This is a genomic window from Halorubrum sp. B53 (assembly GCF_059752395.1).
Genome location: NZ_MWTH01000012.1, coordinates 403,979 through 423,098, shown reverse-complemented (window position 1 = coordinate 423,098; position 19,120 = coordinate 403,979). Strand labels below are relative to the sequence as shown.

The following is a 19,120-nucleotide window of genomic DNA, read 5'->3' as shown; positions in this document are numbered from 1 at the left end:
ACCCTCGTCGATCTCGCGTCAATCCAGTCCTCGCCGGCCTCGCGTCAACCCCGTCCTCGTCGGTCTCGTGCCGACCCCGACGCGGTGGCGGATCCGTGTCGTTATGGGGCGGGCGGCCCAACGGAACGGTAAATGGGGATCCTCGAGGACAAGTCGAACGCCCGCCTGTTCTACAAGTACCTCTCGAAGGTGTACGACCAGGTCAACCGGTTCAACTGGAACGAAGAGATGCGCGCGGAGGCGCTCTCCTGGCTGGAGTTCGGCGATGACCCGAAGGTGCTCGACGTGGGGTGCGGGACCGGGTTCGGCACCGAGGGGCTGCTCGAACACGCCGACGACGTCCACGGGCTCGACCAGAGCGTCCACCAGATGGAGAAGGCGTTCGAGAAGTTCGGCAAACACGACCGGGTGAACTTCTACCGCGGCGACGCGGAGCGGCTCCCCTTCCGCGACGACACGTTCGACGTCGTCTGGTCGTCGGGCTCGATCGAGTACTGGCCGAACCCCGTCGAGGGGCTCCGGGAGCTGCGCCGCGTCGCGAAGCCGGGCGGACAGGTGCTCGTCGTCGGTCCCGACTACCCGCACAACCGCGTCCTCCAGCGGGTCGCCGACGCGATCATGCTCTTCTACGACGAGGAGGAGGCCGACCGCATGTTCGAGGCGGCGGGCTACGACGCGTTCGAACACCACATCCAGCGGGCGACCCCGCGGAGCCCGCGAGCGATCACGACGGTGGCGCAGGTCCCCGAGGAGTAGCGCGCGGAGCGGGAGACGCCAGCGCTCTTCTACCCCGGCTCGACGACCGTCTCCAGCGTCGCGACCGGCCGCCCGTCGACCGAGATCTCGACGGCGACCGTGCGGCCCGGCTCGAGGACCGGATCGTTCGTCCCGGCGACTCGGAACGACGCCGACCCGCCGACCCGCCAGTCCCCGTCGCTAGCGGCGTTGAACGCGCCGGTCGGCCCCGGCCGGAACCCCGCCGCAGAGAAGAACGGCACCGGCGGTTGGCGGGCGAGCGGCTCGCCGTCGACGGTGACGCGCACGTCCAGTTCGCTCGCGTCGAGGGCGTCGCCGCCGCGGTGCGTGACGGTGACCCGATCGTCGGTCGCCGACAGCGACAGCGACGCCGTCGGGGCGGGCTGGACAGGCTCGGCGGGGGAGCCGAGGGCGACGGTGACGACGCCGCCCGCGAGGACGACGGTGATCGCGAGCAGGAGAACGCCGGCGACCGGGGCGATCGCACGGTCGGAGCGGCGGGCGGCGCTCGGGGCGTCGCGAAGCGACGAGAGACGTGGGAGCGGCGGTGAGCGGTCGAGCGGCACGGGGCGGCTGGCCGCGGTATCGGATAAAAACGTCGGGGAGATCGAGCGAGTCGGCTCCGAACGGCGCTACTCGTCGTCGACGAGCCGCGGCGTCGGGATCGGCCGGAGGCCGTCGACGACGACGACGCGCGGCTCGTCGACGACGGTGATGCGGTACGACTCCGCGGGCGAGAGCGTGCGGACGACGCCGTCGTCGTTCGTGTTCCCGATCGCCCTGCTGTCGCCGCCGCCGACGCTCTTCGTGACGGTGACGTCGGGGGCCGGCTCGCCCGTCTCCTCGTCGAGGACGGTCACGGTCACCGGCCCGCCGACGTAGCTCCGCTCGACGGTGACGTTGAACCCGTCGCCGGTCGCGGCGACGCGTTCGGTATCGGGGAAGTCGTCGAGGTCGATCCGCTGGTGTTCGACGAACACCCGCTCCGTCCCGCCGCTGACGAAGGTGCGGAGGAGGCCGTATTCGTGCGGGATGGTGATCCGCTGGACCGCGCCGGCCCCGAACGCGTCGGGCTGCCGGAGCGCCGCCGTTTCGGGGTACGACTCGGTCGTCACCTCGATCGCCCGGTCGTTGCTGATCGGGCCGCCGCCGCGGTCCCAGCGGTCGTACCGGAACGTCTCGCGGACGTACTCGCCGTCGACGATCGCCGCCAGCGTGACCGAGCTCGCGGTCGACTCGACGTGAATCTCCGTGGCCGAGCGCTCGCCGCGGGCGGTCGAGAGCGCGAGGTCGCGGACGGGGCCCTCGTACACTTGGAGCGCGACCTGGAGCTCGTCGAGCCGGGTCGGCGAGCTGAAGCCGTCGGTCTCCTCGGAGAGCGCGTCGATCTCTTCGAGCCGGTGGTCGTACTCCCGGGCGGTGGCGGAGATGCGGACGAGCTCGTTGAGGAGCTCTCGGTCGGAGAGGTTGCCTGACGCGTGCGCGCTGAACACGTCCGACTGACGGCTGCTGAGGCTCACCTCGTCGCGCTCGACCTGACTGAGCGCCGCGAGGATCAGGCGCTGTCGCTCCGTGTTCGTCTCGGCGTTCTCGATCCGGTCGACGACCGCCGCGGTCTCCGCGGCGGCGTCGGCGTCGTCGACCGAGAAGGAGAGCGCCGGGCCGAGGTTCGCGCCGCGGAGGGCGCTGCTGACCCGCGGATCGGCGTCGGCCGGTGCGGAGAGCGTCCGGAAGGTGAGGTTCGCTCGGTCGATCTGCGACGGGCCGGTCTGCGGCCGGGACGGAGCGATCGGGTCGGCCGAACCGACCGCGACCGGGTCGACCACGACCGGATCGGCGGAGTCGACCGCGACCGGTCCGGAAGCCTGGACGACCGCCGGAGACTCGGATCCGGCGGCGGGGGATATCGCCCCCGCGACCGGAACGACGAGCAGGAGGACCGCGACGACGACCGGGAGGGCTCTCATCACGTATGGGTTCTCTTCCCGATATAAAAAATCCACCTCAACGGACGCGCGGCACGGAGCGACGAGGCGTCGGTGGCCGCCGGGGACGGCGAAACCGGCTATGGAAAGCGTTTTGCCCGGTCCACGAGAGAACCGATGTGCATGCGGAACCCCCCGTCTCGCGTCCTCCTCGTCTCGCTGTTCGCTCTCCTCCTCGTCGGCGGCGGCGTGACGCCCGTCGCAGGAGCCGCGGTGACGACGCCGCCGGCGCCCGCGTCAGACGCCGCGCTTTCACACGGACAGCCGACGGACGCGCCGCTCGCGGTGACGCCTCCCGAACCGACCGCGACCCCCGTCGGACAGATCGACTCCGATTTCGACCCGAACACGGCGACGCGGATCCGGATCGAACCGACGCCGGACCGCGACGCGCGGTGGGAGGTGTCCGTCAGGTACGCCCTCGCCGACGAGACGGAGGTCGGCGCCTTCGAGACCGCCGGCGAGCGGTTCCTCAACGGCGAGGTCGGCCCCGATCCGGCGCTGTTCGAGGGGTTCGCGCGGGAGGCCAGTCGGAACGTGGACCGGACGATGCGGATCCGGGACGTCGACCGCGAGGTGATCGTCCACGAAGACCCGTCAGAGTTCGACATCGCGGAGGACGAGACCGCCGCCGTGGGCGAGCTCCGACTGACGTTCGTCTGGACGGAGTTCCTCGGGACCGACGGCGAGAACCTCGTGTTGGGCGACGCGCTGACCACGCCGGAGGGGACGTGGCTCCGGTCGCTCGGCGAGGGACAGACGCTGGAGGTGGCGACGCCGGAGGGATACACCGTCACCGGGACGCCCGGGGCCACCGTCCCGCTCCGCGATAACGCCGTGATCGTCGAGGGGCCGCGGACGTTCGGCGAGGACGAGCAGGTCGCCGTCGTGTACGCGCCGACCGGTGCGGTGGGTCCCCCGTGGGAGATGCTCACCGCCGCGATCGTCGTCGCAGCGCTACTCATCGCTGGGAGCATCGTCGGCTATCGACGGAGGGGCGGTGACACCGGCGGCGCGGCGGGAGCGAACGGCGCGAACGGCGCGACGAGCACGGACGGCGACACACAGGGGACGGACGCCGGCGCCGACGCGGCGCCGGGCGCGGCCGCGACCGCCGGCTCCGGCCCTGACGGAGGGAGCGACGCGGACGGGGAGACGGAGCCCGCGGACGACCCCTCGCTGCTCTCGGACGAGGAGCGCGTCGAGCGGCTCCTGGCGGAGAACGGCGGGCGGATGCGGCAGGCCGACATCGTCACGGAGACCGGCTGGTCCGACGCGAAGGTCTCGCAGCTCCTGTCGGCGATGGCCGACGAGGGGCGCGTCGAGAAGCTCCGCCTGGGTCGGGAGAATCTGATCTCGCTTCCCGACGGGAACGACGATGACGGGAGAAACGGCGACAGGGGCGGCGGCACCGACGACACGGGCGGCAGCACCGGCGATACGGGCGGCAGCGATGCAGACGACGGCGGCCGCATCGGCCGCAGCGACCGGTAGCGAGGCCGTCGTCCGGACACCGATATCGGCCCCGACCGACGCCAACTCTTCGCGGCGGGTGAGGCGTTCCGAAAACCCTTACAGGGCGAACGACCGAGTATCGATCATGAAAGTTCTGGTGACCGTTAAGGAGGTCGCGGAGGCGGACGACGACTTCGCGATCGAGGGGACCGACATCGCGGCGTCGGACCTCGAGTACGACCTCAACGAGTGGGACGACTACGCGGTCGAGGCCGCGGTCCAGCTGGCGGAGGCCGGGATCGCCGACGAGGTCGTCACCGTCACGATCGGCCCGGAGCGCGCCGAGGAGACGATCCGGATGGCGCTCGCGAAGGGCGCCGACCGCGCGGTCCGCGTCTGGGACGACGCCTTCGAGGAGGGGTTCGCCGACGTGGCCGCGAAGGTCTCGACCCTCGAGGCCGTCGTCGAGGCCGAGGATCCCGACCTCGTGCTCGGCGGCGTGCAGGCCGCCGACACCGGGTTCGGCGCGACCGGCGTCGCGCTCGCGGAGCGGATCGGCTTCGAACACGCCGCGGTCGTCAACGACCTCGACGTCGACGCGGACGCGGGCGTCGCCCACGTCCACCGCGAGCTTGAGGGCGGCGTCGAGGAGCTGACCGACGTCGACCTCCCCGCGGTGTTGACCGTTCAGACCGGGCTCAACGAGCCGCGCTACGCGAGCCTGCGCGGCATCCGACAGGCCCAGCGCAAGGAGATCGACGCGAAGGACCTCGGCGATCTGGGGCTGACCGCCGAGGACGTGGAGAGCGCGCTCGCGATCACCTCGATGTACGAGCCCGAGAGCGAGTCGGACGCCGAGATCATCGAGGGCGACGCCGGCGAGGCCGCGGGACGCCTCGCTGAGGTCCTCCGCGATAAGGGGGTGAGCGCGTGATGGCGGACGTGCTCGTCGTCGCCGAACACCGCCGCGGGGAGCTCCGCGACGTCTCCTACGAGGCGATCACGGCAGGCCGCGAACTCGCCGACGCGCGCGGCGGAGAGCTCCACGTCGCCGTCATCGCCGGCGACGTCGACGCCTTCGCCGAGGACCTGAACCGCGAGGGCGTGGACGCGATCCACACCGTTGGGAACGGCGAGGAGTTCGACCACAACGTCTACCAGGCGGCGATCGCGGCGCTGCTCGACCGGACGGACGCCGCCACGGTCGTGGCGCCGAACTCGGTCAACGGCCTCGACTACGCTCCCGCGGTGGCCGAGGACCGCGGCCTGCCGCTGGTGACCGACGCGACCGGGTTCGAGTACGACGACGGCCTCACCGTCGTCCGCGAGATGTACGGCTCGAAGGTGGAGACGACCGTCGACGTCGACGGCGACCGCCACGTCCTCACGGTCCGCGGCGGCGAGTGGGCGCCCGCCGAGGGCGTCGGCGACGCGACGGTCGAGTCGGTCGAGGTCGACCTGCCCGAGTCCGGCGCGCGCGTCACCGGCTTCGAGGAGGTCGGCGGCGGCGACGTCGACATCGCCGACGCCGACGTGCTCGTCTCGGTCGGCCGCGGCATCGAGGAGGAGGAGAATCTAGAGCTCGTCGAGGGGCTCGCCGACGCGCTCGGCGCGACGCTCTCCGCCTCCCGGCCGATCGTCGACAACGGCTGGCTCCCGAAGAACCGGCAGGTCGGGCAGTCGGGCAAAGTCGTCACGCCGGACGTGTACATCGCGGTCGGCATCTCCGGCGCGGTCCAGCACGTCGCCGGCATGAAAGGGTCGGACACGATCGTCGCGATCAACACCGACCCGAACGCGCCCATCTTCGACATCGCCGACTACGGCATCGTCGGCGACCTGTTCGAGGTCGTCCCCGAGCTCACCGACGAGTTCGCGTAGGCGGCGTCGGCTCTCGGTCCGGCAGCACCCTTCCGGTCCGGCAGCAACCGCCTGATCCGGCAGCAACGTTCTTTTAATTCGGCGGAGTATCGGCCGGTCAGACGGCGCCCGCCGTCGACGCACGATGATCCCGATCCGCGCCACCGTCCCGACCACCGAGGAAGCGAGAGCGCTGCTCACCGGGATCCGGCGGACGGTCGACGTCGACGCCGAGGCGATCGCCGCGGAGCTGGCCGACGACGAGCCGGATCCCGCGCTGCTCGATCTCGTTTCGACCCCGTTCGCGTCCGTCGCCGACGTCGACGAGCGACTGGCGCGGACCGAGTCGTACCTCCGCGAGCGCGGCGACCGGCGCGCGGTGTTCCTCACGGTGTACAGCCGGATGACGGCGACCGTTCGGGACGCGATCGACGACGGCGCGTTCATCGATTCCGAGTGGGCCGCGTCGTACCTCGTCGCCTTCGCGGAGCGCTACCGCCGGGCGCTGGTCGCGTTCGAGCGCCGGGCGTTCGAGTCGCTGCCGCGCCCGTGGGTGATCGCCTTCGCCGCCGCGGCGCGGGGCGAGACGCTCGTCGCGCAGGACGCCCTGCTGGGCATCAACGCGCACATCACCTACGACCTCACCTACACCCTCGGCGACGTGGGTATCGACCCCGACCGCGACGCCAAGCGCGCCGACCACGACCGGATAAACGCGGTCCTCGCCCGGCTCGTCCAGACCGCGCAGGACGCGCTCGTCGAGGCGTACGCCGCGATCGGGATCGCGGGGATCGACCGGCTGCTCGATCCCCTCGACGACCGCCTGGCCCTGCTCGGACTGAAGGGGGTCCGGGAGTTCGCCTGGCGGAACGCCGTGTTGCGCGCCGACCTGCCGGCGTGGATCGGCGAGCGCTACGTCGACTGGCGGACAGAGACCGTCGCGACGGGCGCCGCGGCGGTCGTGCTCGCGCCCGAGGCCGACATCGACGTCGACGCTGACGTCGACGCCGAGCGCGACGCGACCGCTCGCCTACGGGAGGCGGAGGCCGACGCCGACGCGGCGGGAGCGTTCCGCGAGACGATCCGGCGACGGATGTAGGCCGCGTGGGGGAAGAGATCGGCCCGAGCGCGGTCCGTTCTCGGTTCGTTTATCACCCCGCCGGCCCTCCGATCCGGCATGAGCGAGGCCGACGAGCAGACGGCTGCGACCGCGACCGGCCGGGAGATCTGGATCGAGAAGTACCGGCCGCAGTCGCTCGACGACATCCACGGGCAGGAGGAGATCGTCGAGCGGCTCCAGAGCTACATCGAGCAGGACGACATCCCGCACCTTCTTTTCAGTGGTCCTGCCGGCGTAGGAAAGACCACCGCGGCAACCGCCATCGCCCGCCAGGTGTACGGTGAGGACAACTGGCGCGGCAACTTCCTCGAGCTTAACGCCTCCGACCAGCGCGGCATCGACGTGGTGCGCGACCGGATCAAGGGGTTCGCGCGCTCCTCGTTCGGCGGCGACTTCCGGATCGTGTTCCTTGACGAGGCCGACTCACTCACGGATGACGCCCAGTCAGCACTACGCCGGACGATGGAGCAGTTCTCCGACAACACGCGGTTCATCCTCTCGTGTAACTACTCGTCGAAGATCATCGACCCGATCCAGTCGCGCTGCGCCGTCTTCCGCTTCTCGCCGCTCTCGGACGCGGCCGTCGCCGCGCAGACCCGCGAGATCGCCGCGGCGGAGGGGATCGAGGTGACCGACGCGGGCGTCGACGCGCTCGTGTACGCGGCCGACGGCGACATGCGCCGCGCGATCAACTCGCTGCAGGCGGCGGCGACGACCGGCGACGTCGTCGACGAGGAGGCGGTGTACGCGATCACGGCCACCGCGCGGCCCGAGGAGATCGAGTCGATGGTGACGAACGCGCTGGAGGGGGACTTCTCGCGGGCGCGGGCGACCCTCGACACCCTCCTCACGGAGACCGGGATGGCCGGCGGCGACGTGATCGACCAGCTCCACCGCTCCGTCTGGGAGTTCGACCTGAGCGAGCGCGAGGCGGTCGCGCTGATGGAGCGGATCGGCGAGGCCGACTACCGCATCGCCGAGGGCGCCAACGAGCAGGTCCAGCTGGAGTCGCTGCTCGCGTCGCTCTCGTTAGAGGAATAGGTCGGTTCTGTCGGAGTCGTCGTTTCGATTACGGCGTGTGATCTCGGTTATTTATAAGCGATTGGCGCTAGCAGTGGCGGACGAACCGCCTCCGAGACCTCAACCGCTCAGTTATACGTGAGCGATACTGGATCGACGGTGACCACCTCTAAAGCCCCAGTCACGAGGACGGCGCACGCTCGCTGTGCGCTTCGGTCGCTCACTTCGTTCGCTCCCTGCAGTGCGTGCGTCGCCTCCGCCGTCCTCGTGACTGCCCCTTTGAGTCCCACCCGACCGCAGCCTCACGCCTCCCCAGCCTCGCGGCTCCCTACGGTCGCCGCGTCCCTCGCGCGGCGCTCCTCGTGGCCTGTCGGCCACTCGGAGGCGCGCGCCACCGCAGCCGCCTTCAGTTATAAATCGACATCGCCGTCCCGGGGCGCTCTTTTTAAACCGAGCGCGCACTGACGAAGGGTACAGAATGCTCGTCGTCGTCTCCGACACCCACTCGCACGAGGAGTCGAAGCTGCAGGGGCGCACCGCGGCGGCGGTACGCGAGGCCGACCTCGTCGTCCACGTCGGCGACTTCTACCGCGAGCCGGTGCTCGACGCCTTCGAGTCAGCGGCCCGGAGCCTCCGCGGCGTGTACGGGAACAACGACGACGCCGCGATCCGCGACCGGCTCCCCGAGGTCCGCACGGTCGAGTACGCGGGCGTCCGGTTCGCGGTCACCCACCGCCACCGCAGCGGGGACACGGGGCTGGTCATGCTCGGACGCGGGCGCGACGCGGACGCCGTGGTCTGCGGCCACAGCCACCGGCCGCGGTTCGACGACTCGGGCGGCCTCCCCATCTTGAATCCCGGGAGCCACGCGCAGCCGCGGGGGAATCGCCCGGCCCACGCCGAGCTGGAACCGGCCGCCGAAGGGAGTGGCGCAGAGCACGACCCGGACGCGGCGACCGCGCTCGACGGGCGACTCGTCACGCCCGAGGGCGAGGTCTTCGAGACGTTCCGGATCGAGCCGTGAGAAAACGCCGCCCGCGGGGGGAGAGCGGGCGGGACGCGACGCCCCGCGGGCCGACCCGCGTCGGCGATCCGGGACGTCCGGTGGAGGGGGCAGGGGGGAGTGGAAGCGGTCGTCGACGCACCGGATCCGACCGACGCGGGCGATCGCGGGGGGAGAGGGCCGAAGCGGGGGGTCGCGTCTCCACGTTACGGCGGTGACATCTTATACCTAGCTTAGGGACAAAAACGCGTTTTAGTCACCGCCGAGCCCCGGCGACGGACGCGGCTGCCGAAACGCATAACACCGTTCCGACGGATTCGACTGTATGCTCTCGGTAGAACCGATGTTCGTCATTATTCTCGTCGCCCTGCTCGGGCTCTTCTTCTTCGGGTTTCTGCTCGTCCGGCGCACCCTGACCGGGCTCCGCGAGGGGTACGAGGACGGCCAGCGGTAATGGTCGTCGCTACCGTCCTCACCCTCGGCGTCGCCGGCGCGGCGAGCCTCTTCATGGCGTGGTCGATCGGCGCCGGTTCGTCGGGATCGACTCCGTTCGCACCGGCGGTCGGGGCGAACGCGATCTCCGTGATGCGAGCCGGGCTGATCGTCGGCGTCCTCGGGCTGCTCGGCGCGGTGTTACAGGGCGCGAACGTGACCGAGGCGGTCGGCACCGAGCTGATCGGCGGCGTCACGCTCACCGCCGGCGCGGCCATTATCGCGCTGGTCACCGCCGCCGGGCTGGTCGCGCTCGGCGTGTTCGCTGGGTATCCGATCGCGACCGCATTCACCGTGACGGGCGCGGTCGTCGGCGTCGGCCTCGCGATGGGCGGGGACCCCGCGTGGCCGAAGTACAGGGAGATACTCACGCTGTGGGTGCTCACCCCGTTCGTCGGCGGCGGGATCGCCTACGCCGTCGCGCGGTCGCTGACCGGAGAGCTGTTCCCCGAGCGGGGGCTCACCGCGGCGCTCGCGGGGATCGTCGGCGCGCTCGTCGCGAACGTCGGGTTCGCGCTCCTCGGCCCGCCGGGCGAGCAGGCGTCGCTCTCGCAGGCGCTCGGCCCCGTGCTCGGGGTCGGGTCGATCGGCACGCCGATCGTCACGGCCGCGGTGGCGGCCGGCGTCGCCGCAGCGGTGTACCTCGACCTCGGCCGCGACCGCGCGGGCGCCCAGCGGCGATTCCTGTTGGCGATGGGAGGGCTCGTCGCGTTCTCCGCCGGCGGGTCGCAGGTCGGACTGGCGATCGGACCGCTCGTCCCCCTGTTCGTCGGCGAGGCGGGCATCCCGCTGTGGGCGCTGCTCGTCGGCGGCGGCGTCGGCCTGCTGGCCGGCTCCTGGACCGGCGCGCCGCGGATGATCAAGGCGATCTCGCAGGACTACGCCTCGATGGGGCCGCGGCGGTCGATCTCGGCGCTCATCCCCTCGTTCGCGATCGCGCAGACCGCGGTCGCGTTCGGGATCCCCGTCTCGTTCAACGAGATCATCGTCTCCGCGATCGTCGGCGCCGGCTACGCCGCCGGCGACGCGGGCGTGAGCCGGGCGAAGATGGGGTACACGGTGCTTGCGTGGATCGGCTCGCTCGTTGGGGCGCTCGCGCTCGGCTACGGGATCTACTCGGCAGTGCAGTTCGCCTTATAAGAGAACGCGCTCGTCCGCTACGCGTCCGGGTACGTCGGCGCCCGGGCGGACCGCGCGCTCCCGTCCGCGGACGGGAACGGGAGATCGGAACGGGTCGCCGCGACCTCGTCGCCGTCGACGCGGACGGTGACCGCGTCGAGGTCGGCGTCGTACCGGACCAGCGCCAGCGCAATCGGGTCGCCCGAGGCGGGACCGACCGCGGCGCGGGTCACCTCGCCGACCGCCTCGTCGCCGGCGAAGACGGCCGCGCCGGGCGTCGGCAGGACCGCGTCGTACCCCTCGGGATCGGCGTCGCCGTCGATCTCGGCGGTCGCGTCGGCGAGCCCGTCGAGCGCGAGGCCGACGAGTCGCCGGCTCGGACGACCCTGGTTCTCGACGCGAGAGACGACCTCCTGGCCGACGTAACACCCCTTCTCGAAGTCTAAGGCGTTGCGGAGCCCGAAGACGTTCGGCACGGTTCCCTCCAGCTCGTACTCGAAGAGCGGCGTGCCGGCCTCAGCGGAGAGCGCGTCCCACGTCCGGTAGCCGAACGGGGCCGCGTTGAGCCCGCGGTTGATCAGCGTGTCGAACACCTCCTCGGCGTGCTCGGCCGCGCAGACGACCTCGTACCCCTCCTCGCCGAGGGGGGCGTCGGTCGCGATCACGGTGACGCCGGCGTCGACCATCGAGCCGCGGACGAACGAGAGGGGCTTCTCGGGAGCGCCCGGGCCGCCGAGCACCGAGGCGATCTTCTCGGTCGATTTGGGGCCGTGGACGCCGAACACGCCGAACTCGTCGGAGGCGTCCTTGACCGTCACGTCCTGGATGAACACCTTCTCCGACCAGTCCTCGGCGACGGCCTCGGCGCGCTCGGGCGGGAGGAACACGAGCAGTCGCTCGTCGGCGTTGTACACGTACATGTCCGTCTCGATGCCGCCCTGCGGGTCGAGCAGGAGCGCGTACACCCCCTGCCCGTCCTCGGCCGGGACGCGATTGGAGACGGCGTTGTCGACGAACTCGACGCGGTCGTCGCCGGTGATCGCGAGCACGCCGTACCCCATCTCGATCGCGCCGACGACGTTGCGGACCGCCTTGCCGACGCGCTCTGGCTTCCCGTAGTGGTCGACCACCCGACGGCCGCCGCGGTCGCGGTACGTCGCGCCGTGGGCGCCGTGGGTGCCGGAGACGAGAGTCATACCCCAACGAAGCCGGGGAGCGGCAAAAGGTCGCTGGCTCGTAGTCGGTCGCGGGCGCGTCGATCGCGACGCGACCGCGGCGGCGCGAAGGCGGACGGACTACAGCCCGAGCCGGTCGCGGATGGTGTCGACGAGTCCGCCGTGGCGCTCCTCGCCCGGCGCGTCGGGGTCGGGGATCACGCGGTCGTGCGCGTAGACGCGAACGTGCTCCTCGCTCTCGACGGTGATGAGCGAGTCCTCCTTCAGCGCCGAGAGCGCTTCCTCGACGGCGTCGATGTCGGCGTCGACAGCCGCGCGGAGCTCCAACACCGTCATCCCCTCGTCGCCGCGGTCGACGAGCGCGTCCAACAGCGCGACCTCGACGTCGGGCCGGTCGCGGTATTCCGGCTTTGCGGCCATGGCCGTCAGTTGGACAGGACGGGGTTTACCTTTACCGGCGAGGGGTCACCGGACCAGTCGAGAACAGGAGCCGCAGAGGTTCTCCTCTTTCACGTCGACCTCGCGGACGGTGGGGGAGAAGGACATGACGCACTTGCTGTTGTCGCAGTGTTCCAGCCCGAGCGTGTGACCGATCTCGTGGACCACTTCCTTGCGGACCCGGTCGGAGAACACGTCGACCGCGGGCTTCGTGGACACGCCGCCGTCGGAGGAGGTGCGGAGCCGATGCGTCGAGATCACGGAGCCGTTGCCGTTGAGGTACGCTAGTCCGAACACGTAGTTCCGGCGGCGGTAGTACAGGTCACGCGGGGTGATGCCGATGTTCTTCTCGCCGCCGCCGACGCGGCTGACGGTCTCGATCAGGTCCTCGGCGCGGTACTGGTCGCGACCCTCGTCGTAGGCGGTCTCGGGGATCGGCTGATCGTCGTGGACCGTGACGTCACAGTCGTACACCGATCGGAGCGCGCCGGAGGCCTCCCGTTTCACGCGGGGGGTGACCTCCCCGACGGGAACGATGTCCACGAGCATGGAACCGCTTTTGACCGCCGCAATCATAAAGCCCGCGCCGTGGTCTCACCGCCCCGTCGGGCGCTCGTCGAGGAGCTCGCCCGCCACGATCGGCTGCTCGAGGTCGGCGTCGGCGATCGCCCCGGCGTCGCGCGATCGCTCGCCGAGCGCGGCCGCGACGTCGTCGCGGTCGACGTCGCCGTCGGCGAGCGCACGCTGGCGGCCGCTCGCGAGACCGAAGGACCGACCATCACGGGATCGCTCCGCGCCGTCGAGGCCGACGTGTTGGATCTGGCGGGCGGGGAGAGCGGCTCCGGACCGGGCGGAATAGCGGGCGAGTTCGACGCGGTGTACGCCTGTAACCTCCCGGCTGAGCTCCAGCGTCCGACGGTCGCGCTCGCCGAGCGGTTGGACGCCGCATGCCTGTTTACCACGCTCGGCTTCGAAGAACCGACGATCCCGGTTCGGCGCCGGTCCCTCCCGGAGACGACCGTGTACGTCGCCCGGGACGGCACCGCGGGAAGCGACTCCCCCGGTGCCGCCGGCAGGCGCTGAGGACCTTCCGGCCGAATCGGCCGCGAACCCGAACGTTCTTTCCCTCACCTGCCGGCGTACGGGTATGCAGGTCGACGCAGTCGTTCTCGACATCGACGGCGTCCTCGTCGACGTGGGCGACTCGTATCGACGGGCGATAATCGAGTCCGTCGACAGGGTGTGCGGCAAGACGATCGACCGCGACACGGTGCAGGCGTTCAAAGACGCCGGCGGGTTCAACAACGACTGGGAGCTGACGGACGCGGCCGCGCTGTACGTGCTGGCCCGCCGCGAGGGGCTCGGGATGGACCCCGACGCCTTCACCGACCGAGTCGCCGAGGCCGGCGGCGGGCTCTCGGCGGCGAAGGCGGTCGTCGGCGACCTCCCGCGGGTCGCGCAGGCGCGGGTCCGCGACCAGTGGGACACCGAGCGCCTCCGCGAGACGTTCCAGGCCCTGTACCTCGGTGAGGAGCTGTACCGCGAACTGGAGGGCGGAGAGCCGCCGCTGTCGGCGCCGGGGTACATCCACGACGAGCCGACGCTCGTCGAGCCGGAGACGATCGCCGACCTGACCGAGCGGTTCGACGTTGGCGTGCTGACGGGGCGTCCCGCGGCCGAGGCGGAGATCGCCTTGGAGCGCGTCGGCCTCGACGTCCCCGAGGACCGCCGATTCACGATGGACGACTGGGAGGAGGGGAAGCCGCACCCGCGGGCGCTCGTCGAGCTCGCGGAGCGGTTCGACGCCGAGCGCGTCGCCTTCGCCGGCGACACCCTCGACGACGTCCGGACCGCGCGCAACGCCGACGACGAGGACGCGAGCCGGGTCTACTACGGGGTCGGCGTGTTGACGGGTGGACTCACCGGCGAGGAGGGACGCCGGAAGTACGCCGAGAACGGGGCCGACGCCGTCGTCGACGACGTGAACGAGCTGGTCGGGCTGCTGGAGTAGAGCTCTCGGGTATGCGTGGCTCGCGGAAAATGATCGGCGTGAGAGAATGGGCCTTGCCGGATTTGAACCGGCGATCACTCCGTTATGAGCGGAGGGCTTTGAGCCAGACTAAGCTAAAGGCCCGCGTCGATCCGTGTTATACGAGGGGTACTCTTTAGATTACCGCATTATCCCGATTGGAGACGACTGAGGACAGTATCGATCCGGTACTCTTCGTGCCAATTGATATTCGTTCGATTGTTGTTCGCGGCGGGTTCGTATCGGATCGTGGTCGCCGCCGCTCCGGCGTCTTCGATGGGGACGAGGTACACGTCCTCTGTTCGGACGTTGAGGACGGCGAAGTAATCGATTTTTCCGTCGTAGCCCGCCCGTTCGTAGCCTTCGCTTTTCGTCCGAACGCTTCGAGTCCGGAACTCCACCGCGCCGTCGTTTTTGCCGTCGTACGCCGTCTTGACCTGTAACCGATAGAATTCACCGTCGATTCTGGCGACGAGGTCTTATGGATCGTTGTCGTACGCCGGTGTGAGCACGGAGACGTCGCGAGCGAGCAACTCCGCCGTGACGATCGCTTCCGTGGCCTGTCCGCGCTTCTGTGGTTCTCCGAGACTGTCGTACTGCTCAAAGCGCGACATACGACCGTCTGAGTCGTTATCGTATAAAGACAGATCCGCGAGGGAAACCGGGAGAAAGGGACGCCGAAGCCAGGACTCGAACCTGGGACCGCCTCGTGACTGTGACGTTCGGGGGAGTTCCGCCGAGCGTCGTAACAGCGAGGCGCTCTACCAACTGAGCTACTTCGGCTCATCTTCGGATACTCGCGTTCTTTTGATATGGCTTTCGTTTCCGCCCGACTCGGGGGAGACGAGTTGGCACGGCGTCGGCGACGCGGTCGCCGTCGCCGTCGCGGACCGCCCCGCCGCCCCCGCGACCGACACGTTTTCGGCCGGACCGCGAGAGGGACGAGTATGAGCGATCCCGAGTCGGACGGTGCCGAGTCCGACGAACTCGAAGCTGTCCTCGCGCGCGTCCGCGACCGGGCCGTTCCGGAGCCCGAGGAGCGCGAGCGCCTGCGGGCGGTCGCCGGCGAACTCGCGGAGCGGGCCCGCGAGGCGATCGCCGACCTCCCCGTCGACGCCGACGTGGTGCAGGTGGGGTCGACGGCGCGCGGGACGTGGGTCTCGGGCGATCGCGACATCGACCTGTTCGTCCGGTTCGACGCCGACCTCGACCGCGCCCAGCTGGAGGAGTACGGGCTCGCGGTCGGCCACGCCGTCCTCCCCGACGGCCACGAGGAGTACGCCGAGCACCCGTACGTGAAGGGGACCTACGAGGGGTTCGACGTCGACCTCGTCCCCTGTCACGACGTGGAGACGGCGGCGGAGCTCGTCTCCGCTGTCGACCGAACACCGTTCCACGACGCGTACCTCTCCGCGCGGCTCGACAAGGAGCTCGCCGCTGACGTGGTTCTCGCGAAGGCATTTTTAAAAGGGATCGGCGCCTATGGGAGCGACCTCCGCACGGAGGGGTTCTCCGGCTACCTGACGGAGCTGCTCGTGTTGGAGCTCGGCGGGTTCGTCCCGCTCGTCGAGTCCGCCCGGAGCTGGCATCCGCCGGTGGAGTTCGACCCGGAGGGCCACGCCGAGGCGACGTTCGACGACCCCCTCGTCGTCGTCGACCCCACGGACCCGACTCGGAACGTCGCGGCGGTCCTCTCGGCCGCGAACGCCGCGCGGTTCCAGCACTACGCCCGCGAGCTGCTCGCGGCGCCACGCGAGGCGCTGTTCGAGCCGGACGACCCGGAGCCGCTCGACGCCGCGGGCGTTCGGGACCACCTCGACCGGCGGGAGACGACGCCCGTCGCCGTCGTCTTCGACGCTCCCGACATAGTGGACGACCAGCTGTGGCCCCAGCTCCGGCGCTCGCTCGACGGGATCGTCCGCGGGCTGAACGCGCACGGGTTCGACGTGTTGCGCTCGCAGGCGATGGTCGGCGACGATCGAGCCGAAGAGGAGTCGGGCGGGGGCGTCCGCGCCGCGCTGTACGCTGAACTGGAGGTCGCGGAGCGGCCGGCGGTCCAGCGTCACGAGGGGCCGCCGGTCGCAGTACGGAAACACGCCGCGAGCTTCTACGAGTCGTACGCCGACGACGTCGACCCGGAGACGTACGGCCCGTTCATCGACGGGAACCGGTACGTCGTCGAGCGGGAGCGGGAGTTCACGACGGTGCGGGCGTACCTCGAGAGCGAGGCCGCGGGCGACGTGGCGCTGGGCGCGCAGGTGGAGCGGGCGTTCGCGGAGCGCGACGTGTTGGTCGGCGACGCCGTCGCGACGCTGGCGCCGACGTTCGGAACGACGCTCCGCGAGTTCTACGAGCCGCACCCGTGAGCGCCTCTCGAGGCGGACGGCGTCCCGGACCGCGACCTCACCCCGAGACGCGGTCCGAGATCAGGTACACGAGGGCGACGATCGCGACCAGCACCGCCCCGATAGCGGACATGAAGGCGGCGACGCGCGGGAAGACGAGCCAGAAGGCGACGTAAAACGAGAAGCCGAACGCGAGGAGTCCGACGATCACGACGCCGCGAGTCGGGTTCTGGACGGCGGCGACGAACACGCGCTGCGGGAGCGAGAGGTCCTCGAACGACGGCGCATCGTCGCCGAACGCTCCGCCGGCATCACCCGAGGGCGCGGCCTCCGCGTCGGAGTCGACGGGACCCGGACCGCCCGCTGCGCGCTCGGCGTCGGCGCCCCCGTCCACCCGGCTCTCGGCGTCGTCAGTCACGCGAGACGGTACGTCCCGGAGGCGCCTGTACCTGTCGCTCCCGGGCGTCGCGTCCGGAGGACGGCCGGGTCGCGCGCTCACGCGAGCGCGGCGACGAGCGCCGACCCGGTGAGGAACGCCGCCAGCGCGGCGAGCAGGTTCGCGGCGGCGAACCCGACGGCGACGTCGCCCTCCCCGGCGGCCGCGGTCGACACCGTCTCGACGGCGAACGAGGAGAACGTGGTGAACGCGCCGCAGAATCCCACCGCGAGGAGCGCGGTCGCCACGGCCCCGACCGGCGCGGCGAGAACGGCGCCGAGCGCGAGGCTCCCGAGCGCGTTGACGACGACGACCGATCGTCGTCCCTCGATCCGAAGGGCGACGACGTGTCTGGCGGTCGCGCCGAGCGACCCGCCGACCCCGACGAGAGCGGCCGCGAGGAGCGGGTCGGTCACGACCGTCCCCCGATCAGGAGTCCGCCGAGCGCGGCCGCGAACCCGAGCGTGTAGCTCGCGGCGACGTACGCGGCGCCGAGCGGTCCGCCAAGCGCGACGGCGTCGCCGACGAACGTGCTGTAAGTGGTGAACGACGAGAGCACCCCGGTGCCGACGAACAGTTGTGTCCGGGTCGTCGTCGCGCGGGAGACCAGCAGTCCGAGCGCGAACGAGCCGACAACGTTGACGACGAGCGTGCCGGCGCCGGTGGATACACCGACGGCGACATCGACCCCGTGTCTGGCGACGGCGCCGAGGAAGCCGCCGGCGGCGACGAAGAGGAGACCGAGCGGCGTCCGTTCCATGCGAACGCGTCGGCAGGGGTCACCTTGGGCCTTCGGACTCGGCCGCGGCCACGTCGCTCGCACGAGGGCTCGCGCCGCCGTGCGGCGTCCGCCGCTCGCGGACCCGGACGGTGTGGGCCGTCTCGGTCGCGTCGTCGACGACGAGCGCCTCGCCGGTCCCGGTCGGGAGCCGCGAGGCGAGGTCGCCGGCGAGGTACGTCGCGTCCGCCTCCGCGAGCCGCGCGACGTCGCGCTCGGCGGTGAGCCGGTGACAGACCAGCAGGTCGGACTGCGAGACGGCGACGCTCGGCAGGGCGCCGGGGCGCTGCGTCGCGCAGACGAGTGAGACGCCCGGCGCGCGACCGCGTGTCAGGAGAGTCCTGAGCGCGGGGTCGGCGATGCCGTCGAAGAAGGCGTGCGCCTCGTCGACGAGCAGCCACGGGAGCCGGCCGAGGTCGCCGTCGATACGGGCGTCGTAGAGCCCGCGGGCGACCGCCCTGACGACGGCGGCCGCGGCGGCCTCCGGGACGCCGGCGAGGTCGAGCACCGTCGGCGAGCCGTCGGCGGCGAGCGACGAGACCGGCGGCGCGTCGGCGTCGAACACGCCCCAAGACGCCGCGAGCCGGAGGTGGTTCGCGGCGGCGCGGCGTGCAGTGTCGGGCGCGTCGGCCTCGACGACGCGGTCGCGCAGGTCGGCAACCGAGGCCGCCTCCGCGCCCTCCGCCGCGTCCGCGACGGCGCGCCACACCACCCCGCCCGGACCGCTCGTCGGGTCGAGCCCGAGCAGGTCCGGCCACGCGGACGCCGGGATCGCGTCCGGGCGGATCGCCGGCTCGACCGCGCGGCCGCCCGCGGCGCGGAGCCCGTCGAAGACACCCATCGGATCGACGATGACCGGCGAGACGCCCGGCGCGTCCGCGAGCCCCTCGGCGAGGACGCCGAGCGTGTACGACTTCCCGGTGCCGCGCTTGCCGAAGACGACGCCGGCGTGCGGTCGGTCCGCGTCGACGCCGACGGCGGCCCCGGCGCTACCGTCGCGAGCGAGAAAGGAGCCGAGGCGGACCGTCGGGAGCGGGGTTCCGGTCGCGCGACGCTCGTCCTCCTCGCGTCCGAGCACGTGCATGCCCGGCGGTGGTCGCGGCATCGCT

General features: G+C 71.2%; 22 protein-coding genes, 2 tRNA genes and 1 pseudogene. 12 read left to right on the top strand and 13 right to left on the bottom strand.

The window, feature by feature from the left end; translation table 11 throughout:
* Positions 1 to 132: 132 nt before the first annotated feature.
* On the top strand, positions 133 to 756 hold the full coding sequence (locus tag B4V06_RS11295; RefSeq protein ID WP_123113988.1) for a methyltransferase domain-containing protein: 624 nt from the start codon (positions 133 to 135) through the stop codon (positions 754 to 756).
* Between the two features lie 29 nt (positions 757 to 785).
* Here B4V06_RS11295 and B4V06_RS11290 read toward each other — a convergent pair whose 3' ends face one another.
* Together B4V06_RS11290 and B4V06_RS11285 are read right to left on the bottom strand one after the other, a co-directional pair.
* Positions 786 to 1,238: a type IV pilin N-terminal domain-containing protein gene (locus B4V06_RS11290; RefSeq protein WP_123114917.1), complete on the bottom strand. Its 453-nt coding sequence runs from the start codon at positions 1,236 to 1,238 to the stop codon at positions 786 to 788.
* Positions 1,239 to 1,388: 150 nt separating this feature from the next.
* Positions 1,389 to 2,723 carry a DUF7094 domain-containing protein gene (locus B4V06_RS11285; protein ID WP_123113987.1) on the bottom strand — a complete coding sequence of 445 codons (1,335 nt, stop codon included), beginning with the start codon at positions 2,721 to 2,723 and terminating at the stop codon, positions 1,389 to 1,391.
* Between the two features lie 141 nt (positions 2,724 to 2,864).
* Here B4V06_RS11285 and B4V06_RS11280 point away from each other — a divergent pair, with 141 nt between their 5' ends.
* The 8 genes from B4V06_RS11280 to B4V06_RS11245 all read left to right on the top strand — a co-directional run bounded on the left by B4V06_RS11280 (position 2,865) and on the right by B4V06_RS11245 (position 10,831).
* Positions 2,865 to 4,235 (top strand): helix-turn-helix transcriptional regulator, encoded by a 1,371-nt coding sequence (locus tag B4V06_RS11280; RefSeq protein WP_498169924.1) that lies wholly within the window; start codon positions 2,865 to 2,867, stop codon positions 4,233 to 4,235.
* A gap of 106 nt (positions 4,236 to 4,341) precedes the next feature.
* Positions 4,342 to 5,130, top strand: coding sequence for an electron transfer flavoprotein subunit beta/FixA family protein (locus B4V06_RS11275; protein ID WP_498169921.1), 789 nt, complete (start codon positions 4,342 to 4,344; stop codon positions 5,128 to 5,130).
* Complete coding sequence (locus B4V06_RS11270; protein WP_498169919.1) at positions 5,130 to 6,077, top strand: electron transfer flavoprotein subunit alpha/FixB family protein; 948 nt, start codon at positions 5,130 to 5,132, stop codon at positions 6,075 to 6,077. The genes B4V06_RS11275 and B4V06_RS11270 overlap by 1 nt, the downstream gene beginning before the upstream one ends.
* Positions 6,078 to 6,201: 124 nt before the next feature.
* Positions 6,202 to 7,155 carry a DUF5995 family protein gene (locus B4V06_RS11265; protein WP_123113983.1) on the top strand — a complete coding sequence of 318 codons (954 nt, stop codon included), beginning with the start codon at positions 6,202 to 6,204 and terminating at the stop codon, positions 7,153 to 7,155.
* A 78-nt stretch (positions 7,156 to 7,233) separates the two neighbouring features.
* Entirely contained in the window at positions 7,234 to 8,217 is a 984-nt protein-coding gene (locus B4V06_RS11260) for a replication factor C small subunit (RefSeq protein WP_123113982.1), read from the top strand.
* 457 nt (positions 8,218 to 8,674) lie between these two features.
* Positions 8,675 to 9,220 (top strand): metallophosphoesterase, encoded by a 546-nt coding sequence (locus B4V06_RS11255; RefSeq protein WP_123113981.1) that lies wholly within the window; start codon positions 8,675 to 8,677, stop codon positions 9,218 to 9,220.
* A 304-nt stretch (positions 9,221 to 9,524) separates the two neighbouring features.
* On the top strand, positions 9,525 to 9,653 hold the full coding sequence (locus B4V06_RS11250) for a DUF7859 family protein (RefSeq protein ID WP_255212559.1): 129 nt from the start codon (positions 9,525 to 9,527) through the stop codon (positions 9,651 to 9,653).
* Positions 9,653 to 10,831 carry an inorganic phosphate transporter gene (locus B4V06_RS11245; RefSeq protein ID WP_123113980.1) on the top strand — a complete coding sequence of 393 codons (1,179 nt, stop codon included), beginning with the start codon at positions 9,653 to 9,655 and terminating at the stop codon, positions 10,829 to 10,831. The genes B4V06_RS11250 and B4V06_RS11245 overlap by 1 nt, the downstream gene beginning before the upstream one ends.
* 17 nt (positions 10,832 to 10,848) lie before the next feature.
* On the opposite strand, the gene ygfZ is transcribed toward B4V06_RS11245, so the two are convergent.
* The 3 genes from ygfZ to B4V06_RS11230 all read right to left on the bottom strand — a co-directional run bounded on the left by ygfZ (position 10,849) and on the right by B4V06_RS11230 (position 12,972).
* Entirely contained in the window at positions 10,849 to 12,006 is a 1,158-nt protein-coding gene (gene ygfZ, locus B4V06_RS11240; RefSeq protein WP_498169912.1) for a CAF17-like 4Fe-4S cluster assembly/insertion protein YgfZ, read from the bottom strand.
* Positions 12,007 to 12,105: 99 nt separating this feature from the next.
* Entirely contained in the window at positions 12,106 to 12,405 is a 300-nt protein-coding gene (locus B4V06_RS11235; protein ID WP_123113978.1) for a DUF6432 family protein, read from the bottom strand.
* 45 nt (positions 12,406 to 12,450) lie between these two features.
* The gene (locus tag B4V06_RS11230) at positions 12,451 to 12,972 is read right to left on the bottom strand and encodes an archaemetzincin family Zn-dependent metalloprotease (RefSeq protein WP_123113977.1); all 522 of its coding nucleotides are present in this window, start codon (positions 12,970 to 12,972) and stop codon (positions 12,451 to 12,453) included.
* A gap of 39 nt (positions 12,973 to 13,011) precedes the next feature.
* Between B4V06_RS11230 and B4V06_RS11225 the strand changes: the two genes are divergently transcribed.
* The gene (locus B4V06_RS11225; protein WP_123113976.1) at positions 13,012 to 13,506 is read left to right on the top strand and encodes a UPF0146 family protein; all 495 of its coding nucleotides are present in this window, start codon (positions 13,012 to 13,014) and stop codon (positions 13,504 to 13,506) included.
* 64 nt (positions 13,507 to 13,570) lie between these two features.
* Positions 13,571 to 14,434, top strand: a complete 864-nt coding sequence (locus B4V06_RS11220) for a TIGR01548 family HAD-type hydrolase (RefSeq protein ID WP_498169909.1) — start codon at positions 13,571 to 13,573, stop codon at positions 14,432 to 14,434.
* 47 nt (positions 14,435 to 14,481) lie between these two features.
* Here B4V06_RS11220 and B4V06_RS11215 read toward each other — a convergent pair.
* The 4 genes and pseudogenes from B4V06_RS11215 to B4V06_RS11200 form a co-directional block, all read right to left on the bottom strand.
* Positions 14,482 to 14,557, bottom strand: a tRNA-Ile gene (locus B4V06_RS11215).
* A 44-nt stretch (positions 14,558 to 14,601) separates the two neighbouring features.
* A pseudogene (locus B4V06_RS11210) lies at positions 14,602 to 14,919 on the bottom strand (group I intron-associated PD-(D/E)XK endonuclease); the annotation flags it as partial.
* Between the two features lie 12 nt (positions 14,920 to 14,931).
* Positions 14,932 to 15,066: a hypothetical protein gene (locus tag B4V06_RS11205; protein ID WP_498169906.1), complete on the bottom strand. Its 135-nt coding sequence runs from the start codon at positions 15,064 to 15,066 to the stop codon at positions 14,932 to 14,934.
* Between the two features lie 61 nt (positions 15,067 to 15,127).
* Positions 15,128 to 15,235, bottom strand: a tRNA-Asn gene (locus B4V06_RS11200).
* 164 nt (positions 15,236 to 15,399) lie between these two features.
* On the opposite strand from B4V06_RS11200, the gene cca reads away from it, so the two are divergent.
* Positions 15,400 to 16,818, top strand: a complete 1,419-nt coding sequence (cca, locus tag B4V06_RS11195; protein WP_498169903.1) for a CCA tRNA nucleotidyltransferase — start codon at positions 15,400 to 15,402, stop codon at positions 16,816 to 16,818.
* Positions 16,819 to 16,855: 37 nt separating this feature from the next.
* On the opposite strand, the gene B4V06_RS11190 is transcribed toward cca, so the two are convergent.
* From B4V06_RS11190 to B4V06_RS11175, 4 genes are all read right to left on the bottom strand, one after another.
* Positions 16,856 to 17,215: a hypothetical protein gene (locus tag B4V06_RS11190; protein ID WP_176329359.1), complete on the bottom strand. Its 360-nt coding sequence runs from the start codon at positions 17,213 to 17,215 to the stop codon at positions 16,856 to 16,858.
* A 77-nt stretch (positions 17,216 to 17,292) separates the two neighbouring features.
* Positions 17,293 to 17,649: a CrcB family protein gene (locus B4V06_RS11185; protein ID WP_123113972.1), complete on the bottom strand. Its 357-nt coding sequence runs from the start codon at positions 17,647 to 17,649 to the stop codon at positions 17,293 to 17,295.
* Positions 17,646 to 17,993, bottom strand: coding sequence for a fluoride efflux transporter FluC (locus tag B4V06_RS11180; RefSeq protein WP_123113971.1), 348 nt, complete (start codon positions 17,991 to 17,993; stop codon positions 17,646 to 17,648). Before B4V06_RS11180 ends, B4V06_RS11185 begins: the two co-directional genes overlap by 4 nt.
* Before the next feature lie 19 nt (positions 17,994 to 18,012).
* Complete coding sequence (locus B4V06_RS11175; RefSeq protein ID WP_255212560.1) at positions 18,013 to 19,095, bottom strand: ATP-binding protein; 1,083 nt, start codon at positions 19,093 to 19,095, stop codon at positions 18,013 to 18,015.
* Positions 19,096 to 19,120: the final 25 nt, after the last annotated feature.

Coding starts and splice junctions, on each gene's coding strand:
- B4V06_RS11180 (WP_123113971.1), bottom strand. CDS start 17,993: ATGGAACGGACGCCGCTCGGTCTCCTCTTCGTCGCCGCCGGCGGCTTC.
- B4V06_RS11245 (WP_123113980.1), top strand. CDS start 9,653: ATGGTCGTCGCTACCGTCCTCACCCTCGGCGTCGCCGGCGCGGCGAGC.
- B4V06_RS11270 (WP_498169919.1), top strand. CDS start 5,130: ATGGCGGACGTGCTCGTCGTCGCCGAACACCGCCGCGGGGAGCTCCGC.
- B4V06_RS11260 (WP_123113982.1), top strand. CDS start 7,234: ATGAGCGAGGCCGACGAGCAGACGGCTGCGACCGCGACCGGCCGGGAG.
- B4V06_RS11275 (WP_498169921.1), top strand. CDS start 4,342: ATGAAAGTTCTGGTGACCGTTAAGGAGGTCGCGGAGGCGGACGACGAC.
- B4V06_RS11220 (WP_498169909.1), top strand. CDS start 13,571: ATGCAGGTCGACGCAGTCGTTCTCGACATCGACGGCGTCCTCGTCGAC.
- B4V06_RS11280 (WP_498169924.1), top strand. CDS start 2,865: ATGCGGAACCCCCCGTCTCGCGTCCTCCTCGTCTCGCTGTTCGCTCTC.
- B4V06_RS11235 (WP_123113978.1), bottom strand. CDS start 12,405: ATGGCCGCAAAGCCGGAATACCGCGACCGGCCCGACGTCGAGGTCGCG.
- B4V06_RS11265 (WP_123113983.1), top strand. CDS start 6,202: ATGATCCCGATCCGCGCCACCGTCCCGACCACCGAGGAAGCGAGAGCG.
- B4V06_RS11250 (WP_255212559.1), top strand. CDS start 9,525: ATGCTCTCGGTAGAACCGATGTTCGTCATTATTCTCGTCGCCCTGCTC.
- B4V06_RS11285 (WP_123113987.1), bottom strand. CDS start 2,723: ATGAGAGCCCTCCCGGTCGTCGTCGCGGTCCTCCTGCTCGTCGTTCCG.
- B4V06_RS11230 (WP_123113977.1), bottom strand. CDS start 12,972: ATGCTCGTGGACATCGTTCCCGTCGGGGAGGTCACCCCCCGCGTGAAA.
- ygfZ (WP_498169912.1), bottom strand. CDS start 12,006: ATGACTCTCGTCTCCGGCACCCACGGCGCCCACGGCGCGACGTACCGC.
- B4V06_RS11295 (WP_123113988.1), top strand. CDS start 133: ATGGGGATCCTCGAGGACAAGTCGAACGCCCGCCTGTTCTACAAGTAC.
- B4V06_RS11175 (WP_255212560.1), bottom strand. CDS start 19,095: ATGCACGTGCTCGGACGCGAGGAGGACGAGCGTCGCGCGACCGGAACC.
- B4V06_RS11205 (WP_498169906.1), bottom strand. CDS start 15,066: ATGTCGCGCTTTGAGCAGTACGACAGTCTCGGAGAACCACAGAAGCGC.
- B4V06_RS11255 (WP_123113981.1), top strand. CDS start 8,675: ATGCTCGTCGTCGTCTCCGACACCCACTCGCACGAGGAGTCGAAGCTG.
- cca (WP_498169903.1), top strand. CDS start 15,400: ATGAGCGATCCCGAGTCGGACGGTGCCGAGTCCGACGAACTCGAAGCT.